The sequence below is a fragment of the Phyllobacterium sp. NPDC097923 genome (genome assembly GCF_044760925.1).
Lineage (GTDB): Bacteria > Pseudomonadota > Alphaproteobacteria > Rhizobiales > Rhizobiaceae > Phyllobacterium > Phyllobacterium calauticae.
In genome coordinates this window covers 1,862,159-1,878,810 of sequence record NZ_JBIWBL010000001.1, presented here as the reverse complement: position 1 = coordinate 1,878,810, position 16,652 = coordinate 1,862,159, and the positions used below count along the sequence as shown (strand labels likewise).

General features: G+C 59.2%; 19 protein-coding genes and 3 tRNA genes. 12 read left to right on the top strand and 10 right to left on the bottom strand.

Going from position 1 to position 16,652, the window contains the following annotated elements; genetic code table 11:
* Positions 1–28 precede the first annotated feature (28 nt).
* Both ACIQWS_RS09545 and ACIQWS_RS09540 read left to right on the top strand, forming a co-directional pair.
* Positions 29–2,353, top strand: coding sequence for a fimbria/pilus outer membrane usher protein (locus ACIQWS_RS09545; RefSeq protein ID WP_403175503.1), 2,325 nt, complete (start codon positions 29–31; stop codon positions 2,351–2,353).
* Positions 2,350–3,318, top strand: a complete 969-nt coding sequence (locus tag ACIQWS_RS09540) for a spore coat protein U domain-containing protein (RefSeq protein WP_403175497.1) — start codon at positions 2,350–2,352, stop codon at positions 3,316–3,318. Before ACIQWS_RS09545 ends, ACIQWS_RS09540 begins: the two co-directional genes overlap by 4 nt.
* Before the next feature lie 362 nt (positions 3,319–3,680).
* Here the strand turns inward: ACIQWS_RS09540 and ACIQWS_RS09535 are convergent, their stop codons facing one another.
* Positions 3,681–5,171, bottom strand: a complete 1,491-nt coding sequence (locus ACIQWS_RS09535) for an NAD(P)H-hydrate dehydratase (RefSeq protein ID WP_403175492.1) — start codon at positions 5,169–5,171, stop codon at positions 3,681–3,683.
* Between the two features lie 189 nt (positions 5,172–5,360).
* Between ACIQWS_RS09535 and ACIQWS_RS09530 the strand changes: the two genes are divergently transcribed.
* Positions 5,361–5,609 carry a DUF2171 domain-containing protein gene (locus tag ACIQWS_RS09530; RefSeq protein WP_403175486.1) on the top strand — a complete coding sequence of 83 codons (249 nt, stop codon included), beginning with the start codon at positions 5,361–5,363 and terminating at the stop codon, positions 5,607–5,609.
* Between the two features lie 33 nt (positions 5,610–5,642).
* Here the strand turns inward: ACIQWS_RS09530 and ACIQWS_RS09525 are convergent, their stop codons facing one another.
* Positions 5,643–5,948 (bottom strand): DUF6665 family protein, encoded by a 306-nt coding sequence (locus ACIQWS_RS09525; protein WP_403175483.1) that lies wholly within the window; start codon positions 5,946–5,948, stop codon positions 5,643–5,645.
* A 63-nt stretch (positions 5,949–6,011) separates the two neighbouring features.
* Complete coding sequence (locus tag ACIQWS_RS09520; protein WP_403175480.1) at positions 6,012–6,266, bottom strand: hypothetical protein; 255 nt, start codon at positions 6,264–6,266, stop codon at positions 6,012–6,014.
* A 198-nt stretch (positions 6,267–6,464) separates the two neighbouring features.
* Here ACIQWS_RS09520 and bla point away from each other — a divergent pair, with 198 nt between their 5' ends.
* Positions 6,465–7,463, top strand: a complete 999-nt coding sequence (bla, locus tag ACIQWS_RS09515; protein WP_403175476.1) for a class A beta-lactamase — start codon at positions 6,465–6,467, stop codon at positions 7,461–7,463.
* 19 nt (positions 7,464–7,482) lie between these two features.
* On the opposite strand, the gene ACIQWS_RS09510 is transcribed toward bla, so the two are convergent.
* Positions 7,483–8,361, bottom strand: a complete 879-nt coding sequence (locus ACIQWS_RS09510) for a LysR substrate-binding domain-containing protein (RefSeq protein ID WP_403175469.1) — start codon at positions 8,359–8,361, stop codon at positions 7,483–7,485.
* A gap of 115 nt (positions 8,362–8,476) precedes the next feature.
* Here ACIQWS_RS09510 and ACIQWS_RS09505 point away from each other — a divergent pair, with 115 nt between their 5' ends.
* Together ACIQWS_RS09505 and ACIQWS_RS09500 are read left to right on the top strand one after the other, a co-directional pair.
* Positions 8,477–8,677: a hypothetical protein gene (locus ACIQWS_RS09505; RefSeq protein WP_403175464.1), complete on the top strand. Its 201-nt coding sequence runs from the start codon at positions 8,477–8,479 to the stop codon at positions 8,675–8,677.
* Between the two features lie 118 nt (positions 8,678–8,795).
* Positions 8,796–9,056 carry a DUF982 domain-containing protein gene (locus tag ACIQWS_RS09500; protein WP_346308472.1) on the top strand — a complete coding sequence of 87 codons (261 nt, stop codon included), beginning with the start codon at positions 8,796–8,798 and terminating at the stop codon, positions 9,054–9,056.
* A 34-nt stretch (positions 9,057–9,090) separates the two neighbouring features.
* On the opposite strand, the gene ACIQWS_RS09495 is transcribed toward ACIQWS_RS09500, so the two are convergent.
* The 3 genes from ACIQWS_RS09495 to ACIQWS_RS09485 form a co-directional block, all read right to left on the bottom strand.
* Positions 9,091–10,020, bottom strand: a complete 930-nt coding sequence (locus ACIQWS_RS09495; protein WP_403175460.1) for an alanine--tRNA ligase-related protein — start codon at positions 10,018–10,020, stop codon at positions 9,091–9,093.
* 213 nt (positions 10,021–10,233) lie between these two features.
* On the bottom strand, positions 10,234–10,851 hold the full coding sequence (locus ACIQWS_RS09490; RefSeq protein WP_403175455.1) for a LysE family transporter: 618 nt from the start codon (positions 10,849–10,851) through the stop codon (positions 10,234–10,236).
* A 154-nt stretch (positions 10,852–11,005) separates the two neighbouring features.
* A tRNA-Asn gene (locus ACIQWS_RS09485) sits at positions 11,006–11,080 on the bottom strand.
* A gap of 244 nt (positions 11,081–11,324) precedes the next feature.
* Here ACIQWS_RS09485 and ACIQWS_RS09480 point away from each other — a divergent pair.
* Entirely contained in the window at positions 11,325–11,570 is a 246-nt protein-coding gene (locus ACIQWS_RS09480; RefSeq protein ID WP_223613489.1) for a hypothetical protein, read from the top strand.
* A 37-nt stretch (positions 11,571–11,607) separates the two neighbouring features.
* Here the strand turns inward: ACIQWS_RS09480 and ACIQWS_RS09475 are convergent, their stop codons facing one another.
* A complete protein-coding gene (locus ACIQWS_RS09475) occupies positions 11,608–12,504 on the bottom strand; it encodes a LysR family transcriptional regulator (RefSeq protein ID WP_403175450.1) in 897 nt (298 codons plus the stop codon).
* A gap of 117 nt (positions 12,505–12,621) precedes the next feature.
* Here ACIQWS_RS09475 and ACIQWS_RS09470 point away from each other — a divergent pair, with 117 nt between their 5' ends.
* Positions 12,622–13,371 (top strand): GNAT family N-acetyltransferase, encoded by a 750-nt coding sequence (locus ACIQWS_RS09470; RefSeq protein ID WP_403175445.1) that lies wholly within the window; start codon positions 12,622–12,624, stop codon positions 13,369–13,371.
* Between the two features lie 191 nt (positions 13,372–13,562).
* Here ACIQWS_RS09470 and ACIQWS_RS09465 read toward each other — a convergent pair.
* Together ACIQWS_RS09465 and ACIQWS_RS09460 are read right to left on the bottom strand one after the other, a co-directional pair.
* Positions 13,563–13,636: transfer RNA gene (locus tag ACIQWS_RS09465), tRNA-Cys, on the bottom strand.
* A gap of 171 nt (positions 13,637–13,807) precedes the next feature.
* Positions 13,808–14,353: a hypothetical protein gene (locus ACIQWS_RS09460; protein WP_403175440.1), complete on the bottom strand. Its 546-nt coding sequence runs from the start codon at positions 14,351–14,353 to the stop codon at positions 13,808–13,810.
* Between the two features lie 116 nt (positions 14,354–14,469).
* Between ACIQWS_RS09460 and ACIQWS_RS09455 the strand changes: the two genes are divergently transcribed.
* The 4 genes from ACIQWS_RS09455 (at position 14,470) to ACIQWS_RS09440 (ending at position 16,564) form a co-directional block, all read left to right on the top strand.
* A tRNA-Gln gene (locus ACIQWS_RS09455) sits at positions 14,470–14,541 on the top strand.
* Between the two features lie 8 nt (positions 14,542–14,549).
* Positions 14,550–15,578, top strand: coding sequence for an Ldh family oxidoreductase (locus ACIQWS_RS09450; protein ID WP_403175436.1), 1,029 nt, complete (start codon positions 14,550–14,552; stop codon positions 15,576–15,578).
* Between the two features lie 159 nt (positions 15,579–15,737).
* A complete protein-coding gene (locus ACIQWS_RS09445; RefSeq protein WP_403177653.1) occupies positions 15,738–16,076 on the top strand; it encodes an ArsR/SmtB family transcription factor in 339 nt (112 codons plus the stop codon).
* Positions 16,073–16,564 (top strand): SRPBCC family protein, encoded by a 492-nt coding sequence (locus tag ACIQWS_RS09440; protein WP_346308478.1) that lies wholly within the window; start codon positions 16,073–16,075, stop codon positions 16,562–16,564. The genes ACIQWS_RS09445 and ACIQWS_RS09440 overlap by 4 nt, the downstream gene beginning before the upstream one ends.
* The last annotated feature ends 88 nt before the right edge of the window (positions 16,565–16,652 follow it).

The following is a 16,652-nucleotide window of genomic DNA, read 5'->3' as shown; positions in this document are numbered from 1 at the left end:
ACGGGCACAGGAAACCAATGCGCAAGACGTGGGGCAGACCGCGCCACAGCCCGGTATCTCCCAGGATCTCTATCTCGAGGTCTTCATCAACGATGAGCCGACCGGTTTGGTCGGCGCCTTCCACCAACTGGAGGATGGAGGCCTTGCGGCAAGCCCGCAGGAACTGACGGATGTGGGGCTGAAGCCGGTGGCCAAAGCGAAGGCCGCGGATGGCTCGATCCGGGTAGATCGGCTGCCGAATGTCCAATATCGCGTCGATGCGGAAAATCAGCGGCTTTACATCACCACCGACGACAATGCGCGCGCGGCCAAAGTGGTTGATCTCAATCCAAAATCCGACGGGGACCGCCCCAAGCCGCAATCCAGTTACGGCGCAGTCCTGAATTACTCGCTCTTTGCCAGTAGCGACAATCTGTTCAAGGGCAATGCAAGGCCGTTTCAGGGCATTTCCGGCGGTTTCGATGCCCGCTTTTTCAGCCCGTTCGGTACGCTGACGCAATCCTTCACATCAAGTGCGAGCGACACGGATTTTCAGGGGTTCAAGCGTCTCAACACGACCTACACCTACTCCGACGCGGAGCGGCTGATCACCTACCGGGCGGGTGATTTCATTTCCGGCGGTCTGCAGTGGACGCGGCCGGTCTATCTGGGCGGCCTGCAGGTGCAGCGCAATTTCCACCTGCGTTCGGATCTGGTCACCATCCCCATACCAGTCATATCCGGGTCTGCCGCGGTTCCCTCGACGCTCGAGGTCTACACCCAGAACGTTAAGACCTATAGCGGTACGGTTCCGTCGGGTCCGTTTCAGGTGACGAATTTTCCGGTGTTTACCGGCGCGGGACAGGCGCAGGTGGTGGTGCGCGATACGCTTGGCCGCGAGACAAAGACCACCTTGCCGTTCTATTCATCCAATTTGCTGCTGCAGAAGGGACTGCTGGATTTTTCTGCCGAAGTGGGTTTTCCGCGGCGTGATTTCGGTACGGCATCCAACGATTATGCCGACGATGCGATGGGATTTGCCACGGCGCGATACGGTGTCGCCGATTGGCTGACGCTTGAAGGGCATTTTGAAGGCGGTGTCGATCTGCTCAACGGTGGCGTCGGCGTGGCGTTTCCCATCGGCGGCTATGGTGTCAGTTCGCTGGCTGTTGCCGGCAGCAGCCACGACGGCGACACGGGCTTCCTTGTCAACGGTTCGGTGGAACTCAGCTATCGCCGTTACACCGTTTTCGCCCGGATGCAGCAGGCTTTCGGCAATTATGACGATGTTGCCTCGGTTTCCGCCGATCCGCGGCAACTGGCGGTTTTCGATCCGACGGGCGTTACGATTTTCAGCCCGCGTGTTCCGCGCTCGCTGGCCCAGGTAACCGTGTCGGCACCAGGCCCGTTCGAGCGTTCCAATCTCAATCTGTCCTTCACGCAGATTGAATCGGCCAATGGCGATCGGAACCGTATCGTCGGAGCCTCGTATACCCAGTCGGTTTTCAAGAACAGTTCATTCTATGCGACGGCCTTTACCGATCTGGAAAACAGCGACAGCTTTGGCGTCTTTGCCGGACTGACGATCCCCTTCGACAACAACATCACGGTTTCAACCGGCATCGAGCAGACCGCGGATGGTGTCTCCGGCGTTGTCGATGTCGCAAAGTCGGAGCAGCTTGAAGAGGGCAGTTACGGTTGGCGGCTGAGGACCCGGGAAGGCAACAATCCTGACCGGTTGGCCTCCGCGAGCTACCGCGGACGCTATGCAAGGGTGCAGGGGGATGTCGAACAGTTCGATGGCAATACCCGCGCGAGCGTCCAGATTGACGGTGCACTTGCCGCGGCAGCCGGCGGCGTATTCGCCACGAACCGCATCAACGATGCCTTTGCCGTGGTCGATGTCGGCGCACCGGATGTCGAGGTCCTGTCGGAAAACCGGCCGGTCGGCAAGACCAATCGCAGTGGCAAAATCCTGGTGCCGGACCTGAATTCCTATGAGCCCAACACGGTTGCCATCGACCCCAAAAATCTGCCGGTCGATGCCAGCATAGGATCGACACGCAACATCATTGTGCCCGCCGACCGCAGCGGCGTTGTGGTGGATTTCCATGTCAGCAAGACATCAGCTTCGGCTGTGGTTGATCTGGTCGATAGCGGCGGCAAGCCGCTGGAGGCGGGGCTGCGCGGGCATCTGGACGGCTCGCCGGATGAATTTGTCATCGGTTATGACGGTGAAGCCTTTATCGACAAGCTGCGGGCCCAGAACAGCATCAGCGTCGATCTTCTGGATGGACGCAGTTGCAAGGCGCAGTTCTCGTACCGGCCACAGCCGGGAACGCAGGTCAAGATAGGCAAAGTGGTGTGCTCATGAAAAACTGGCTGGTCTGCTTCATCTGGCTCGTCGGATCTGCGCTCTTGCCAGGCACCGCTTGGGGGCAAAGCTGCTCCTTCTCTGTTCCCAGCATGGTTTTTTCCGGAAGCACCATTCCGGGAAGCGCAATCAACAGCATGACATCCGTGACGGCGAATTGCTCTGGCCTGCTTTCCCTTGGCCAGAAAGTGCTGATTTGCCCGAACCTCAATGAAGGCAGCGGCGGCGCAACTGCAAGCGCGCGCATCATGCTGAATGGTGCGAATTCGCTCAATTACCAGCTGTATCAGGATGCCGCCCGCTCCATCGTCTGGGGCTCGGCAACGTGGCCCTATGCGGCGCGGCCGCCCGGATTTCTTGTCGCCTTCACGACGATTCTCGGTCCCATACTTGGCAGCGGCTCGACAACGATCACGCTGTACGGGCAGGTGCTGGCCAATCAGGCAACGGCGCCGGCCGGACCTTACACCTCAACCTTCACCGGAGCGAACGCGACGTTCAATTACCGCTATGATGATGGCAACGGCTGCACCACGGCTTCGGGCGCAACAGCGTCTCCTCCAACCTTCACGGTGCAGATTACGCTCGCCAATGACTGCGCCGTGACAGCGCAGAATATCGACTTTGGTCCCAATGGATTGTTGAATGCGAATATCGATCAGAAGGGCAAGGTGAGCGTAACCTGCACGCCAACAGTGCCGTACTCGATTTCGCTCAGCCTCGGCAACACGGGAACAAGCCCGACGGCCCGCAAGATGGTCAATGGCGCGCAATCGATTACCTATGGTCTCTACCAGGATTCAAATCGAACTGTGCCGTGGGGAAATACAATACCGACCAATACGGTTGCGGGCACGGGCAATGGAATGGTGCAGGGCATCGATGTCTATGGCCGGGTCCCGCCGCAAGCCACACCATCGCCGGGTACTTACAGCGATACGATCATTGTGACGGTTACGTATTAGATCGCAGCCATCGCAGTATTTGATGGGATCGCGGAAAAGAAAAGGGGTTTTGAAAAAGCAAAAGGCCGGGAGCTACCCGACCTTCCTAAACTTGCCTCAACACCAGTGCCAGTACATCCGTGGTCAAAAATGGAAACAAGCTATTCGCTACACGAGAAGCACTACCCTGACATTGCGACAGAATAATGACGCCCGTAAATTAAGGAAGCGCGTACGCAGTACAAAATCGCGCTTGAACTCAAGGTGCCCCATCAAGGTAAAGACAGGGTTAATTCAAACCGGAAATTTAAAAAACCTGGCGAGCGGTCCGCATGCCGGTAACGCAAGCGCTCAATAGTGTCTCATGCGCAGGCGGCTTGCCGTCAAATGCGATGCAATCGTCCGATCACTTTTGCGGCAGCTGCGGGAAGATCCTCGGCAATCAGGCCGAAACCAAGGTCGTTGGCTGCCGCCGCGTGAACATGGACCGCCGCGCAGGCTGCCTCGAAGGGCGGCATGCCTTGCGCCATCAGGCCCGCCGTTACGCCCGAAAGCACGTCACCTGATCCGGCGGTTGCCAAAAGCGGGGTGCCATTGCTGTTGATCACGGCCCGGCCGTCCGGCGCGGCGATGACGGTGTCGGCCCCCTTGTAGATAATGACCGCATGGGCCTGCCTGGCGGCGGCGCGGGCGCGTTCGAGCTTTGACGGTGTATTCCCGTCGCCGATCCCGGGGAACAGCCTCCGGAACTCTCCTTCATGCGGCGTCAGCACAAGCCGGGTGTCCGGGGTGCCATGCGCCGAGGCGAAAAGCGCAGCGCTGTTGTCTTCAAATGAGGTGATCGCGTCGGCATCCAACACCAGATGGAGCTCCTCCTTGAGCAGCAGGAGCGCAATGTCCCGTGCGCGGGCGCCTATGCCAAAGCCGGGGCCGAGCACCATGGCCGAAGGTTTGCGTTTGCTCAGGAATGCGCGCAGCTCGCGGTCGGTTTCGCAGCGGCTCAGCATGATCGACGTCAGATGTGCCGCATTGACGGCAAGGGATTCCGCCGGGGAGAGCAGGGTAACGGCACCCGCGCCACTGCGCGCGGCTGCCAGCGCGGAAAGCCGCGACGCGCCTGTCGCCGTCGCACCCCCGGAAAACACGGCGACGTGGCCGCGCGTGTATTTGTGCGTTTCCACGCCGGGCGAGGGCAGCAGCGCGCGCCAATAGTCCGGCGTGTTCTCGAAACAGGCGGGCCTGATCATCGACAGAACGTCGTCACGGATGCCGATATCGGCGACGACAATCCGACCGCACAGGCCGCGTCCCGGATAAAGCAGATGGGCCGGTTTCTTGCGAAAGAATGTGATGGTGCAATCGGCCTCGAATACCGCGCCAAGTGCCATGCCCGTCGCCCCGTCAAGGCCGGAAGGCACATCAATGGCGATGCGCGTGACAGCCGCCGCATTGCTCCGTTCGACAGCGGCGGCGGCCTTGCCGGCCAAGGGCTTGTTCAATCCCGCTCCGAACAGTGCGTCGATGACGACGCTGCCGGCCTCGGGTTTGAAGCCGGAAAGCGCGGCCGGTTCGACGCTGCAATCGCGCCGGGCGATTGCCGCGTCGGAATGGGCGCGCGGCTTGTCGTCACTCCACACATGAACATTGCCGCCGCTTTCAGCCAGAAGGCTGGCAACGACATAGCCGTCGCCGCCATTGTTGCCCGGACCGCACAGAACGTGAAAGGCCGGTGCATCGCCGTGGTGGTCCAGTACGTGGCGCGCGACGGCATAACCCGCCCGCAGCATCAGCCGGTATCCGTCGATCGATCCCCCGGCGATGGTCAACCGGTCGGCCTCGCCCATTTCCGCCGGGGTGAGAATTTCATCAGTCATGTCGAACAATGCTTTCCCGATATGCGCTTTTCCGTGAAATGGTAGGGGCCCGCCGGGCGGGACACAAGCGGCAATTCCCGTGCTTGCCGGGATACGGTGACAGGCGTGGCGCTGATCGACAATTCTTGTCCGCCGATGCATCCAAAGCCTGTTTCATGCGTTTCTGCTTCGCAAACATTGGAGAAGATCATGCCTGCAACACGCATCAAGGAACATATGGAAGTCATCGGTGCCGATGGTGTTCATGTCGGAACAGTCGATCACGTGGACGGTGCCCGTATCAAGCTGACGAAAAAGGACAGCGGCGAGGGCTCTCATCGGGGCCATCATCATTATATCTCGACAGCGCTCGTTGCCGAGGTCGAGGGCAACAAGGTGCGGCTGTCGGCAAATGCCGATGTCGCCGTCATGTTTGAGGAAGAATCCTCAGGCAAATAGGAAACCCGCCGTTTCCGGCGATGTTTTCAGGGATCAGCTCGCGCCGAGCCGTATCAGCACGGCGCGCGGAATATTGTAATCCACGATAGCCGCATCGTGATTCCTCAAGCCGCACAGTTCGCGCTGGATAAAGTAGGCGTGAACGGCCCGTGCCGCTGCCCTTAACCGCATATCCCGTTCCGGCATGGCGGCAGCGGCCAGTTGTGCCAATGTCTGTTCGACTTTCTCACCGGCCCGACCGAGCGATGCCGCCATTTCACCCATGATTTCATAATCAAGGGCGCTGGGCGCACTGTCCCCAAAATGGGATGTCAGGTTTTGCGGCGGGCGAAGCGACATGGCAGAACATCAGGTTTGCTTGCATATCCCGGAATTTCAGCACAGGAAGCCCGTACAAACAAGTCATTCGACGGTCTTTGCTGACCGCAGCAGATGCTTGCCTTGGCTATAGGCGGCGATCCCGGCGGAAGCAGTCACGCCGACAAGGATGTCATAAAAGGTCTGGGGTATGCTTGCTGGCTGCAACCACGTGAAAATGAGCCAGCTGATCCAGAACGGATCGATGCGCAGATAATCATGGCCCACCCATATCCACATGGCCGCCGCGACAAGACAGGCACCCAATGCCACCAGACCATATCCCAACACTGCCCGCATGCTGTTCCCCGACGCCGCCGCAGTTGATGTTAAGCGCGCCACTGCTGGTCGTGCAAGGATGATCCTTGTCGTATCGGTAAGGTGGCAGCAACGCTGGTGTAATCTTCATTCGGTATGAAGGAAGCATGCATGGCCTTTCCAAAGGAGCGTTTTGGGCACTATCCTTTTGTGAAGAGCGCCCAACAGGGATATCTGATCATGAAATCAGCTGGTTTTCTCGTCGCTTTTGTCTGCCTGTTCGGCATGCCAGCCATGTCGCATGCGGGTGCGATTGCCGATCCGGTGGCACTCAAGCAACGCCTGGAAGCGCTGGTCAAGGGCAAGGATGGGCGTGTCGGCATTTGCGCGCAGGACCAGAGCGGCACGATGGTCTGTATCCGGGGCGAGGAGCGATTCTCATTGCAAAGCGTCGTCAAGCTGATCGTGGGAGCTGCAGTTCTCGACGCTGCGGATCGGGGGCTTGCAGACCTCAAGGAACCGATTGTTGTCAAACCGGAAAACCTGAGCCTATCCGTACAGCCCCTCGCCAAGATCGTGGAAAGGGAGGGCGTCTTTCAAACCAATGCCGACGACCTTGTCCGCCGCGCCATTGTCGACAGCGACAGTGCGGCGGTCGATATCCTGATCGAACGGCTTGGCGGGCCGGCCAAGGTCGATCAGTTTGCCGAGGGAAAGGGCATACTGGGTATCCGGATTGACCGCGACGAACGGCATCTGCAGACCGAAACCGTCGGCCTGCGCTGGAAGCCGGATTATGTGGATGCGAAAGTGCTGCAAAAGGCCATGAAGGCGGTTCCCGAGGCCGAGCGGGATGCGGCATTCGAGGCTTATCAGAAAGATCCGCGCGACACGGCAACGCCGCGGGCGATGACCGCGTTTCTTGCCGCCCTGATGAATGGCAAACTCCTCGCCGCGGGATCGACACAGCGGCTTCTGGCCATCATGGGCGAAACGGTGACATTTCCCGACCGGTTGCGCGCCGGGACAGGCGCGGGATGGTCCGTTGCCCACAAGACCGGTACGAGCCGGACATGGAAAGGCGTCAATGCCGCAACGAACGACGTGGGGATTTTGACCGCGCCCGATGGCGGAAAAATCGCCGTCGCCGTGTTTGTCGCCGATTCCCGCGAAACGCCGACCCAGCGCTCCGCCATCATCGCCGGTGCGGCGCAGGCCGTGACGGAAGCCTACCACTGACGCATGGTAGAAACCGAGATCAGGCGCCCGCCTGTTCCAGTATCCAGTCGCGGAACAGGCGCAGTTTCGGTGAAAGCTGCCGGCCTTCGGGATAAACGAGATGATAGTCCCATCCGGTCGAGGCGCAGGTGTCGAACAGTTGAACAAGCCGGCCTGAATCGATTTCCGTCTGGAATATCCCCACTGAAACCAGCGCAACGCCGCCGCCCGAAAGCGCGAGGTTGGCGATGATCTGCTGCGTATCGATCCCGAAGCCGGGTTTGGTCATGACCAACGGCCCTTCCACGCCCGCCTGGCGGAACCAGACCTGCCACCAGTCGTCGTCCGGAGTGATCAGGTGGTAGTTGAGCAGATCGGCAGGCTTTTGCGGGCGGCCGTATTTTTCAAGGTATGCGGGGCTGGCAAGCGGCGTGAAGCCGCCGGGAAGCAGCAGATGCGACTTCAGGCCGGGCCAATGCCCGATACCCATCCGCACCCCGCAGTCGATCCCTTCGGCGGCAAAATCCACCAGGCGCGACGTGATGTCGAACCGCACGGAAATATCGGGAAACCGGGTCTGGAAGTCGACAATGCGCGGGGTCAGCCAGTTGCTGGCAAAGGTGTGTATGACAGAGACAACCAGGACGGAGTTTTGTTCCTCGCGGATCGCGCGGAACGTTTCGCCCAGTTCAGCTAAAGAACGACGGATGACCGGCGCGACCAGTTCACCCTTGCCGCTCAATGAGACCCCGCGGGCATGCCGGTGAAACAACGGCGCGCCGGCAAATTCCTCCAGCAGTTTGATCTGATAGCTCACCGCCGACTGGGTCATGTTCAGTTCCTCCGCGGCCTTGGTGAAGTTTTGCAAACGGGCAACGGAGTCGAAAACGCGGATAGCTGGCAGCGGCAGGGAGGACATGATTTATCCATTAAATGGTTTGATGGCTCACACCGTATTTTACGTTGGTTCTCCCATAAATAAACAATTATTTATCCGGACATAGAAATGAGATTGATGACTTTAGGAGTCTGAAATGACCGAAGTGCGATATCTGGGCCTGAATCTGTCACGCGTGCCGCCCGAGCGGAAGAAGCAGGAAGCCGGACCCATCGGCCGGCTGGCCGACCTTAACGAACATCTGCTTTGCGATATCGATCTGAGCCCCGCCATGCGCGCACGGCTGAAACAGCCGGACAGAGACCACCGCTGGCTGGATTTCCGCCAGCCGGTCTAGCCCGCCGGGATTGCTCACACATGGTCGTGATCGGGCGCCGCGAATGCTGCTCCATCGCAATTTTGCCACAGGCGCTTTTCAGATTGGAACCAGTCTGAATGATCGGCGTTTCTAGGCCATGAAAGATGCTCAGTTCAAACCGGTGACTGTCGAGTCACTTCATTCCTTCAAGCTGCGGAACATCGGTTCGGTCGCGGAAGCGGCTGAGTTTTTGTCCAGCGACTGGCCGGGAGAGCGGGGAAGAATTTACCTGCTCGCCCGGATGGCCTGCAATGAGGCGATGGAAGGCCATGCTTCGCCTGCCATGGCCCGCTCGGTTTTCGTCCAGGCAACCATGGACGCTGATATCTATGTGGAGAACACCACCTGGGTGCGCTAGCCCCAGGCATTCACGGTCAGAATGGAGAGGCGGGTCAATCCCGCCTCTCCATATCGGTGATATCAATACCATGGGTGTCAAACCACCATTGTGCCGGCTTGTCCGGATGTTTTGGTTTGAGCTGCACGTATCGTTCCTGCAACCGCTGCTGACGGATTAGTTCCTCCTGGAAGAACGGGTGATCCAGCGAGCCGCCCATCACTGCCAGGCGGCGCAGCAACTTGCGCAGGACGTAGCCCTGTTCCTTGTTGCCCGGCCGGTAGGCGCTGGCAATGATCATGCCGATGGCGTCCTGCAAGATTGCCTGCGGCGCAGCGGGCGGTGTGCCGTTGATCAGCATATCCAGCCGCTCGAGCCCGAATCCGGCGTCAATGCAACTGCCCAAGGGATTGACGATGTTACCGATTTCGACCCCTTGCCTATAGAACTCGGTACAATAGCTACGCATATTGCCGTCGCTCCACAGGCATTCCGGATCAGGAACAACCGGAAGGCGCCCGCGATAGAACGGTGCCCATTCAGCCATCTTGTCCGGGTGGATCGTGACATGATCGGGCCACGCACCGATACCGGCCAGAAAATCCAGCCAAAAATCAATGGCTTCTTCCAGCGCCATCTGTCGGAAGGAGAAAAGCCCGATCATGTTGAAATGGAGAAAATGCGTTCCATCGCCGATCTCATCGAGATCTCCCAGCCGCAGGCAGGACTGGATATTGGCGAATGTGCCTTTGAAGGCTACGTCGGGAAACAGTGGTTTGTACTGTTGCATTCCGGCGCTACAGAACAGCGTCGTGCTGTCGAAAGGGCGGACTGACAAGTTCAGGGTAAAATCAATTCCACGAACCCGACAGAATTCCTGATAGGTACGGATTAGGCGTCCCGCGATGTCATAGGCAACCTCCTTTTGTATGGATGCGTGGCAAAGATAGGTAGGATTGCGGCGGAGGGCAAGGCGTCGGCGCATCCCGCCGGCGTGCGCTTGGCCGTGTTTCAGTCAAATCGCGGAAACAGGAAGCAGGCCAGCCACGTGGCAATGACGCATAAAGTGGTGATTGCAAAAACAGACATGATGTCATCTCCAAGCCGTGTGACTAACATGGAGATTTCGAACTTTCAATTCAACTAAAGTACAGAAGTTCAGCTCAATGCCTTTGCTTCACCGCCTGCCGTGCTCCGCTCAGCGGTCGGACAGGGCCAGCTTCAGGCCGAAGCCAATGAAGATTGCCCCGGCAAAGGCATCGATCGCACGCCGTGCCCGTTGATAAGCGCCCGCGACCGTGCGGTGGCTGAGCGCTGCAACCAGCCCCGCATACCAGATGGTCGATATGGTCACCATCACCACGACGGCCGCAGCGCCGTGGGTCCATGGCGTGCCCGGCGCCATGGTGGCGGCAAACAGGCTGGCGACAAACAACGCTGATTTCGGATTGGCAAGGTTGGTGGCAAGCCCGAGGCGCCACGCGCCCAGCGGTGTCAGCCTGACCTTGCTTGCGGGGATGGTCATGTCGCCCGCCGGTTGGCGCAGCTGCCACAGCAGCCGCAGACCCAGCCAGAGCAGATAGATGCCGCCCGCGATCTTCAGGCCCATATAGGCAATCGGAGCGGCCATGAACAATGACCCGACGCCAAGCCAGCCGGCAAGGCCCCAGCACAGGGTGCCCGTGAGGGTGCCTGCCGCCGCCGAGATGGCGATCTTGCGCGAACCGGTGAGGGTGCAACGCACGATCAGGAAGAAATTCGGCCCCGGAGTCAGCGCAGCAATGGTCCAGATGGCGGCAACGGTGAGCAGGAACATAATGTCTCCACGGGGATGTTTGGCTTGGCTATTCATAGCACTGATTGGCTTCCGGCCGTAAGAGCATTGGCAGCGCAGGTGCACGATGACCACAGGCGGGACGGCAGAAAAGCAAAAGGCTCAGCAGCGTCTGCTGCTAAGCCTTTGAGGTGACTGGCTCCCCGGGCCGGATTCGAACCAGCGACCAACCGGTTAACAGCCGGTTGCTCTACCACTGAGCTACCGGGGAAGAGCTACTCAGTCATCAGCGAAGTGGCCTATAGCAAAAGGGTTTCGCTTTTGCAAAGGACCATTTCGTTTTTTTTCATCTAATGTGCACAACAAATGATGACATGCCGCTTTTGCGTTCCTACATCCGAGGTCTGTTGAACACGGAAAGGACGAGCAACCGCGTGACCGAACGCCCCGAAAACGCCAGTAATCATGGGCCTAATGCTGCCCACGAGCATTCCGCCGCGCCAAAGCGCCGGCATATGCGCATCTTTGGCCGCCATGTGCCCATTCCACAATCGGTGGCAATGCGTCGCACGCTCGGCGGCGCGCTCATTGCCGGGGGAACACTCGGTTTTCTGCCGATTCTGGGTTTTTGGATGATTCCGCTGGGGCTTGTGGTGCTGTCGCATGATTCTGCGCTGGTCCGGCGCAAGCGCCGGCAGCTGGAAGTGAAGTTTGGCCGTCGTTGGAAAGGCAGCCGGGCTGCGGCGAACAGCAAAGCCTGATTCGCCTGGAACCAGCACGCCCTTGCAATGCTGTCCCTTAGAGGCGTCGGCGTGTCCCGGCTTCGGTGATGGCGGCGATCAGTGCGCGCAGACCGCGCGTGACTGTCTTGTCCTGGCGAATGATCAGCGCGAGTTCCCGGTGCAGGTGCGGCATCAGCGGGCGCACGGTAAAAGGCCGCCGCTGTTCCGGGTCACGCACCGACATGGCGGGCAAGATGGCCCATCCCAGTCCCGCGCGCACCAGTTCCTTGATGGCCTCGACACTGCCCAGCGACATGACCGGCTGCAGGCTTACACCACTTTGTTCGAACCAGCGGTCGATGATCCGCCGGGTATTGCCTGACGGTTCAAACAGAATCAGCGGATTTTTTGACAGTTCCACCGCCGTCACCTCCGGCGGCATGACCACGCCGGCGGGGGCGACGGCAACGAATTCGTCGCGCAGAATCGATTTTATTTCCAGCATCCGGCCGGAGGCGGGCATTGTCACCAGCGCAATGTCGAGCACATTGTCCTCTACCGCCTTGACCATGTCCGGCGTGTTGCCGGTGCTGACGGTGATATCCAGCGACGGAAACCCTTGCCGCAGGCTGCGGAGGAGCGGCGGGAGCAGATAGATGCAGGCCGTGGCTCCTGTTCCCAGCCGCACCCGCCCGATGGTCTCGGTCGTGTATCTGGCCATCGCATCCAGGGCGCCCGAAACCTCCCTGTTGATACGCCCCGCATGGGCAAGAAGTTCGGTACCGGCGGCGGTGGGGGTGGCTTTGCGGCCGATTCGTTCGATCAGGCGGACGCCAAGCCGCTTTTCCAGCTGGCGCACCTGCAGGCTCACGGCCGGCTGGCTGATGTTCAGCCGGTCGGCGGCCGCGGAAAAGCTGCCAAGCTCGATGACTTCGACGAAGGTGGCCAGTTGATCAAGGCTGAGGGAAGACACAAAGCTTTCCTTATAGTTCGTATAGGCGTTCAAAGCTTCTTTTATATCTCCTCAGATGCAAAATGCCACCGGGTTCCTTGACAAACAGGGGCAGAAACCAGGCGCAGGAGACAGCGTGTGAGCATTCGAGCAGGCAGAATCCGCACATTGTTGCATCGGGTGGACTGCTATCTCACGGCCGCGCCACAATCGCGCCGCCACCAGCTCGAGGCGCTGCGGGAGCTCGAACCCCACTTATTGCGGGATATCGGCTTGACGCCGACCGATGTCCGGCGCGGAAAACCGGAGAATCATTCATTGGATAATCAATTGCTTGTAGAAAAGACCTCGCCTCTTGATTCCGCCTCCGTGCATGTGCGCGCTGCGGAAGACCGCGATATGGTGCCGACACAGGCCATCTACGCCCATCACGTGCTCAATGGCATCGCTTCCTTTGAACTGGAGGTGCCTGCGGTGGGCGAGATGGCGGCGCGCAGGGCGGGCGTGCTCGCCGCGGGGCTGCCGTATCTGGTGGCCGAGGCGAACGGACAGATCGTGGGCTACTGCTATGCAACGCTCTACCGGCCACGCCCTGCCTACCGCTTCACGGTGGAAGATTCGGTTTATATCGCCAACGGCATGGCCGGCCGCGGGATCGGGTCGCTGCTGCTTGGCGAGCTGATCCGGCGGTGCGAGGCGGGCAATTGGCGGCAGATGGTGGCCATCATCGGCAACAGCGGCAATACGGGGTCGCTGAAGCTGCACGAGCGGCTTGGTTTCGAGCCGGTCGGCACGCTGCGCTCCGCCGGCTTCAAGTTCGGCCAATGGGTCGATACGGTGCTGATGCAAAGGCAGCTGGGGCAGGGTGACGGGACTTTCCCGACTTAGAAGGGGCGTTGTCGATGCGGGTGCCGATGAACCGTATTGGGGCTTGATCGAACTTGCTTATGCCCGATACGCCTGTCCCACCAGCGCACCGCCCGCACCTGTGCACGGCAAATTTCCAGTCGGATCACGCAACCGGCCGTGCGCCATCCGCTGACGCATTGACGTCGGGATATACAGTTTGAAGGATAATTTGGAGGCCTCGCCCGGAATCGAACCGGGGTGCAAGGATTTGCAGTCCTCTGCGTAACCACTCCGCCACGAGGCCTCGTCACTAGAGACAATACACAAGACACAAGCCTGTGAATCTCCGGTGCCGTTGTCTATGAGACGAAGTCAGCGGCGTCAAGTCATTCCAGACAAAATCCTTCCGCTACCGCCATATGGCCGCGATCAGCCAAAACGGCAATGCTGCCGCCGCATGCCCGGCCACGCCAGATCAATCGCTATTGGTATGGGGGCGGTTCAGCCTTTCGAGAGTGGTCTTGAATGGTATGGAAAAGGATAGGTGTTCTATAGTGGTGTCTGGCCGATAGAACGCACCGACCTGTACGCCACCCTTGAACCAGTAATCCCAATCGATTTCGTCGTCGTCCTGTTCCGTGTGATACGGAACTCCGAATTCGCGCAGTGCATCGGAACGGTTGCGAAGGGGACCGCGGGTGAAGGGAACAGGGCCATTATAGGCCTTTCGATCCTTCTTGGCTTTGTCATAGGCAAAGACACCCGACAGAACCGCCTTTCCTTCATCCTCTGGTGTTCCATAGGTCTCTTTGTAATCGGTGTGAAATTGGAAGGCGAGTTCGATGCCGAGGGGCTTGAGTTCAAGATGCCCGACACCGTGCCCACGCTGCACGCGGCCCTGCATCTGGGCAACATCAAACCCGGCAGATAAGAGAAGACTGGAGAGCCCAGCGCTTTGTTCGGTATGTCCAAGAAACGGCAAAATTTCACTCACGTTCATCGCGTCAAGGGTTCCTGCCATCTGTTCCCCCGACTGGATCACAGATTATGGTCAAGTTCAATTATACATGCGCTCAGAACACAGCGCTTCGACTGCTTTACAGGTAAGGGTTCACACAGTACCAATCGGTCATAATCCCGCCTCGTCTAATGGCAGGACACCGCCCTTTGAAGGCGGGAATCGTGGCTCGAGCCCATGAGCGCGAACCATCATATGGGTGGATTTCAAGCCGGTAATTCGAATCCAGCGGAGAGGAAGCCAATTGGAAATAACGATTGACGATGCGAAAGCGCTTGCCCGGCGGGCCTGTATTTCCGTAGGGGCAAGCAGTGCAAACGCAAATGCACTTGCAGATGCAACCGTTGCCGCTGAATGCAACGGACGCAGCGCCGTGGGGTTTCGGCATCTTCTGGATTATCTGGCCGCATATTCGGAGGGGCGCATCAACGGCAATGCCGAACCGGAGGTTGCATTTCCAGCACCTGCACTTATTCGCGTTGATGCCGCGGGGGGAATAGCGCATCTTGGATTTGATCTTGTGATCGATGAATTGGTCACGCGGTCGCGTACATTTGGGCTCGCGGCGCTCGCCCTGCACAACAGCTATACAACAGGTGAGCTGGGATATTATGTCAGGCGTCTTGCGGATGCCGGATTGGTCGCATTCGCGGCAACGAACAGTCCTGCCCTGATGGCATCGGGAAAGAGCCGTGAGGCCGTGTTTGGCACCAATCCCCTTGCTTTTGCCGCGCCAAGCGAGGATTCGCGTCCGCTGGTGATTGATCAAGCTTCCAGCGCCACAGCTTTCGTCACCATAAGGCAACTTGCCGAACAGGGAGAACAGATACCTGAGGGATGGGCTATAGACGCCGAAGGGAGTTCCACGACAGATGCCGGTGAAGCGATGCGGGGCGCACTCCTTGCCTTTGGCGGCACGCGAGGTGCGAATATTGCACTGATGGTTGAAACGCTTGCCGCAGGATTGACTGGTTCCAATTGGTCTCTTGATGCACCATCCTTTTCGAAAGGCGCTCTTTCGCCAGGGGTAGGGTTGTTTGTTTTTGCCATACAACCCAATTTGCTTGCTCCAGATTTCCCGGCACGTCTTGCCGCCCAGCTGGACCGGCTGCACAGCAAAGGCATTCATATTCCGGGTCGCGCGCCTGTCCTGCCATCGATTGATCTGCCGGTTGATCTGCTCAACGCTTTGGAGGCCTTTAGCCTTCGTTCGCTCGCCCGGGATTGAATGCCTGCGGAAACGGTCCGCTGTCGTCGGGCAATACTAAGGGATTGACCTAAGTTTTTATCCGACCTATAACCCGTTTCCATTCAGATGGACACGGTGCTTTCAAAGGAGGGGGCCATGATACCACAGACCGGCGGCGGCATGCCGCCACGCCAGCCCATGCCCGATCCGGCCGTCGTGGATCATATTTTCCGCGCGCTGTCCGACGCGACGCGGCGCGATGTGCTCGAACGGCTCACCGTCCGCCCCGCTTCGGTATCCGAGCTCGCTGCGCCCTATGGCATGGCGCTGCCGTCCTTCGTCGAGCACCTGAAAGTGCTGGAAGGAAGTGGCCTGGTACGGTCACACAAGACCGGACGCGTCCGGACCTACGAACTCGAAGCGGAACGGCTCAAGCTTGCCGAAGACTGGCTTGGGCGCCAGCGCGCGCTGTGGAAACGCCGCCTCGATCAACTGGACAGCTATCTCATGAAACTCAAGGAGGAGGAATCCAAATGAAGCTACCCGACATCACAATCAATCCCAAACTCGATCTCGTGCTTGAACGCGACCTCGACGTCCCGGTAGAGCTTGTATGGCGCGCCTGGACGACGCCGGAGCATCTGCGCCAGTGGTTCGCGCCAAAACCGTGGACGATCACGGCCTGTGACATTGACCTGCGGCCCGGCGGGACAGTCAATTTCACGATGCGCTCGCCCGATGGCCAGGAGTATCCCAATACCCATTGCTATCTCGAAGTGAAACCGCACGAACGCCTGGTCATCACCGACGCGCTGATCGGTGGTTACCGGCCGTCAGCCAATCCGTTTTTCACAGCCACGCTGGATCTGGCGCGCAACGGAAACGGCACGCTCTACCGTGCGATCGCCATTCATGGCGATGAATCCAACCGCAAGAAGCATGAAGAGATGGGTTTTCACGAAGGCTGGGGCACCGTGGTCAGCCAGATGGTGGAATACATCAAGGCCGGACGCATGCACTCCTGAGGGAGTTTTGACCTTATCGGCGTTCACAGGGCCGCGAGCACTGCGCGGCCCGGCTTTCGTGCGATGCCGGGCCTTTCGTTTCAATGTC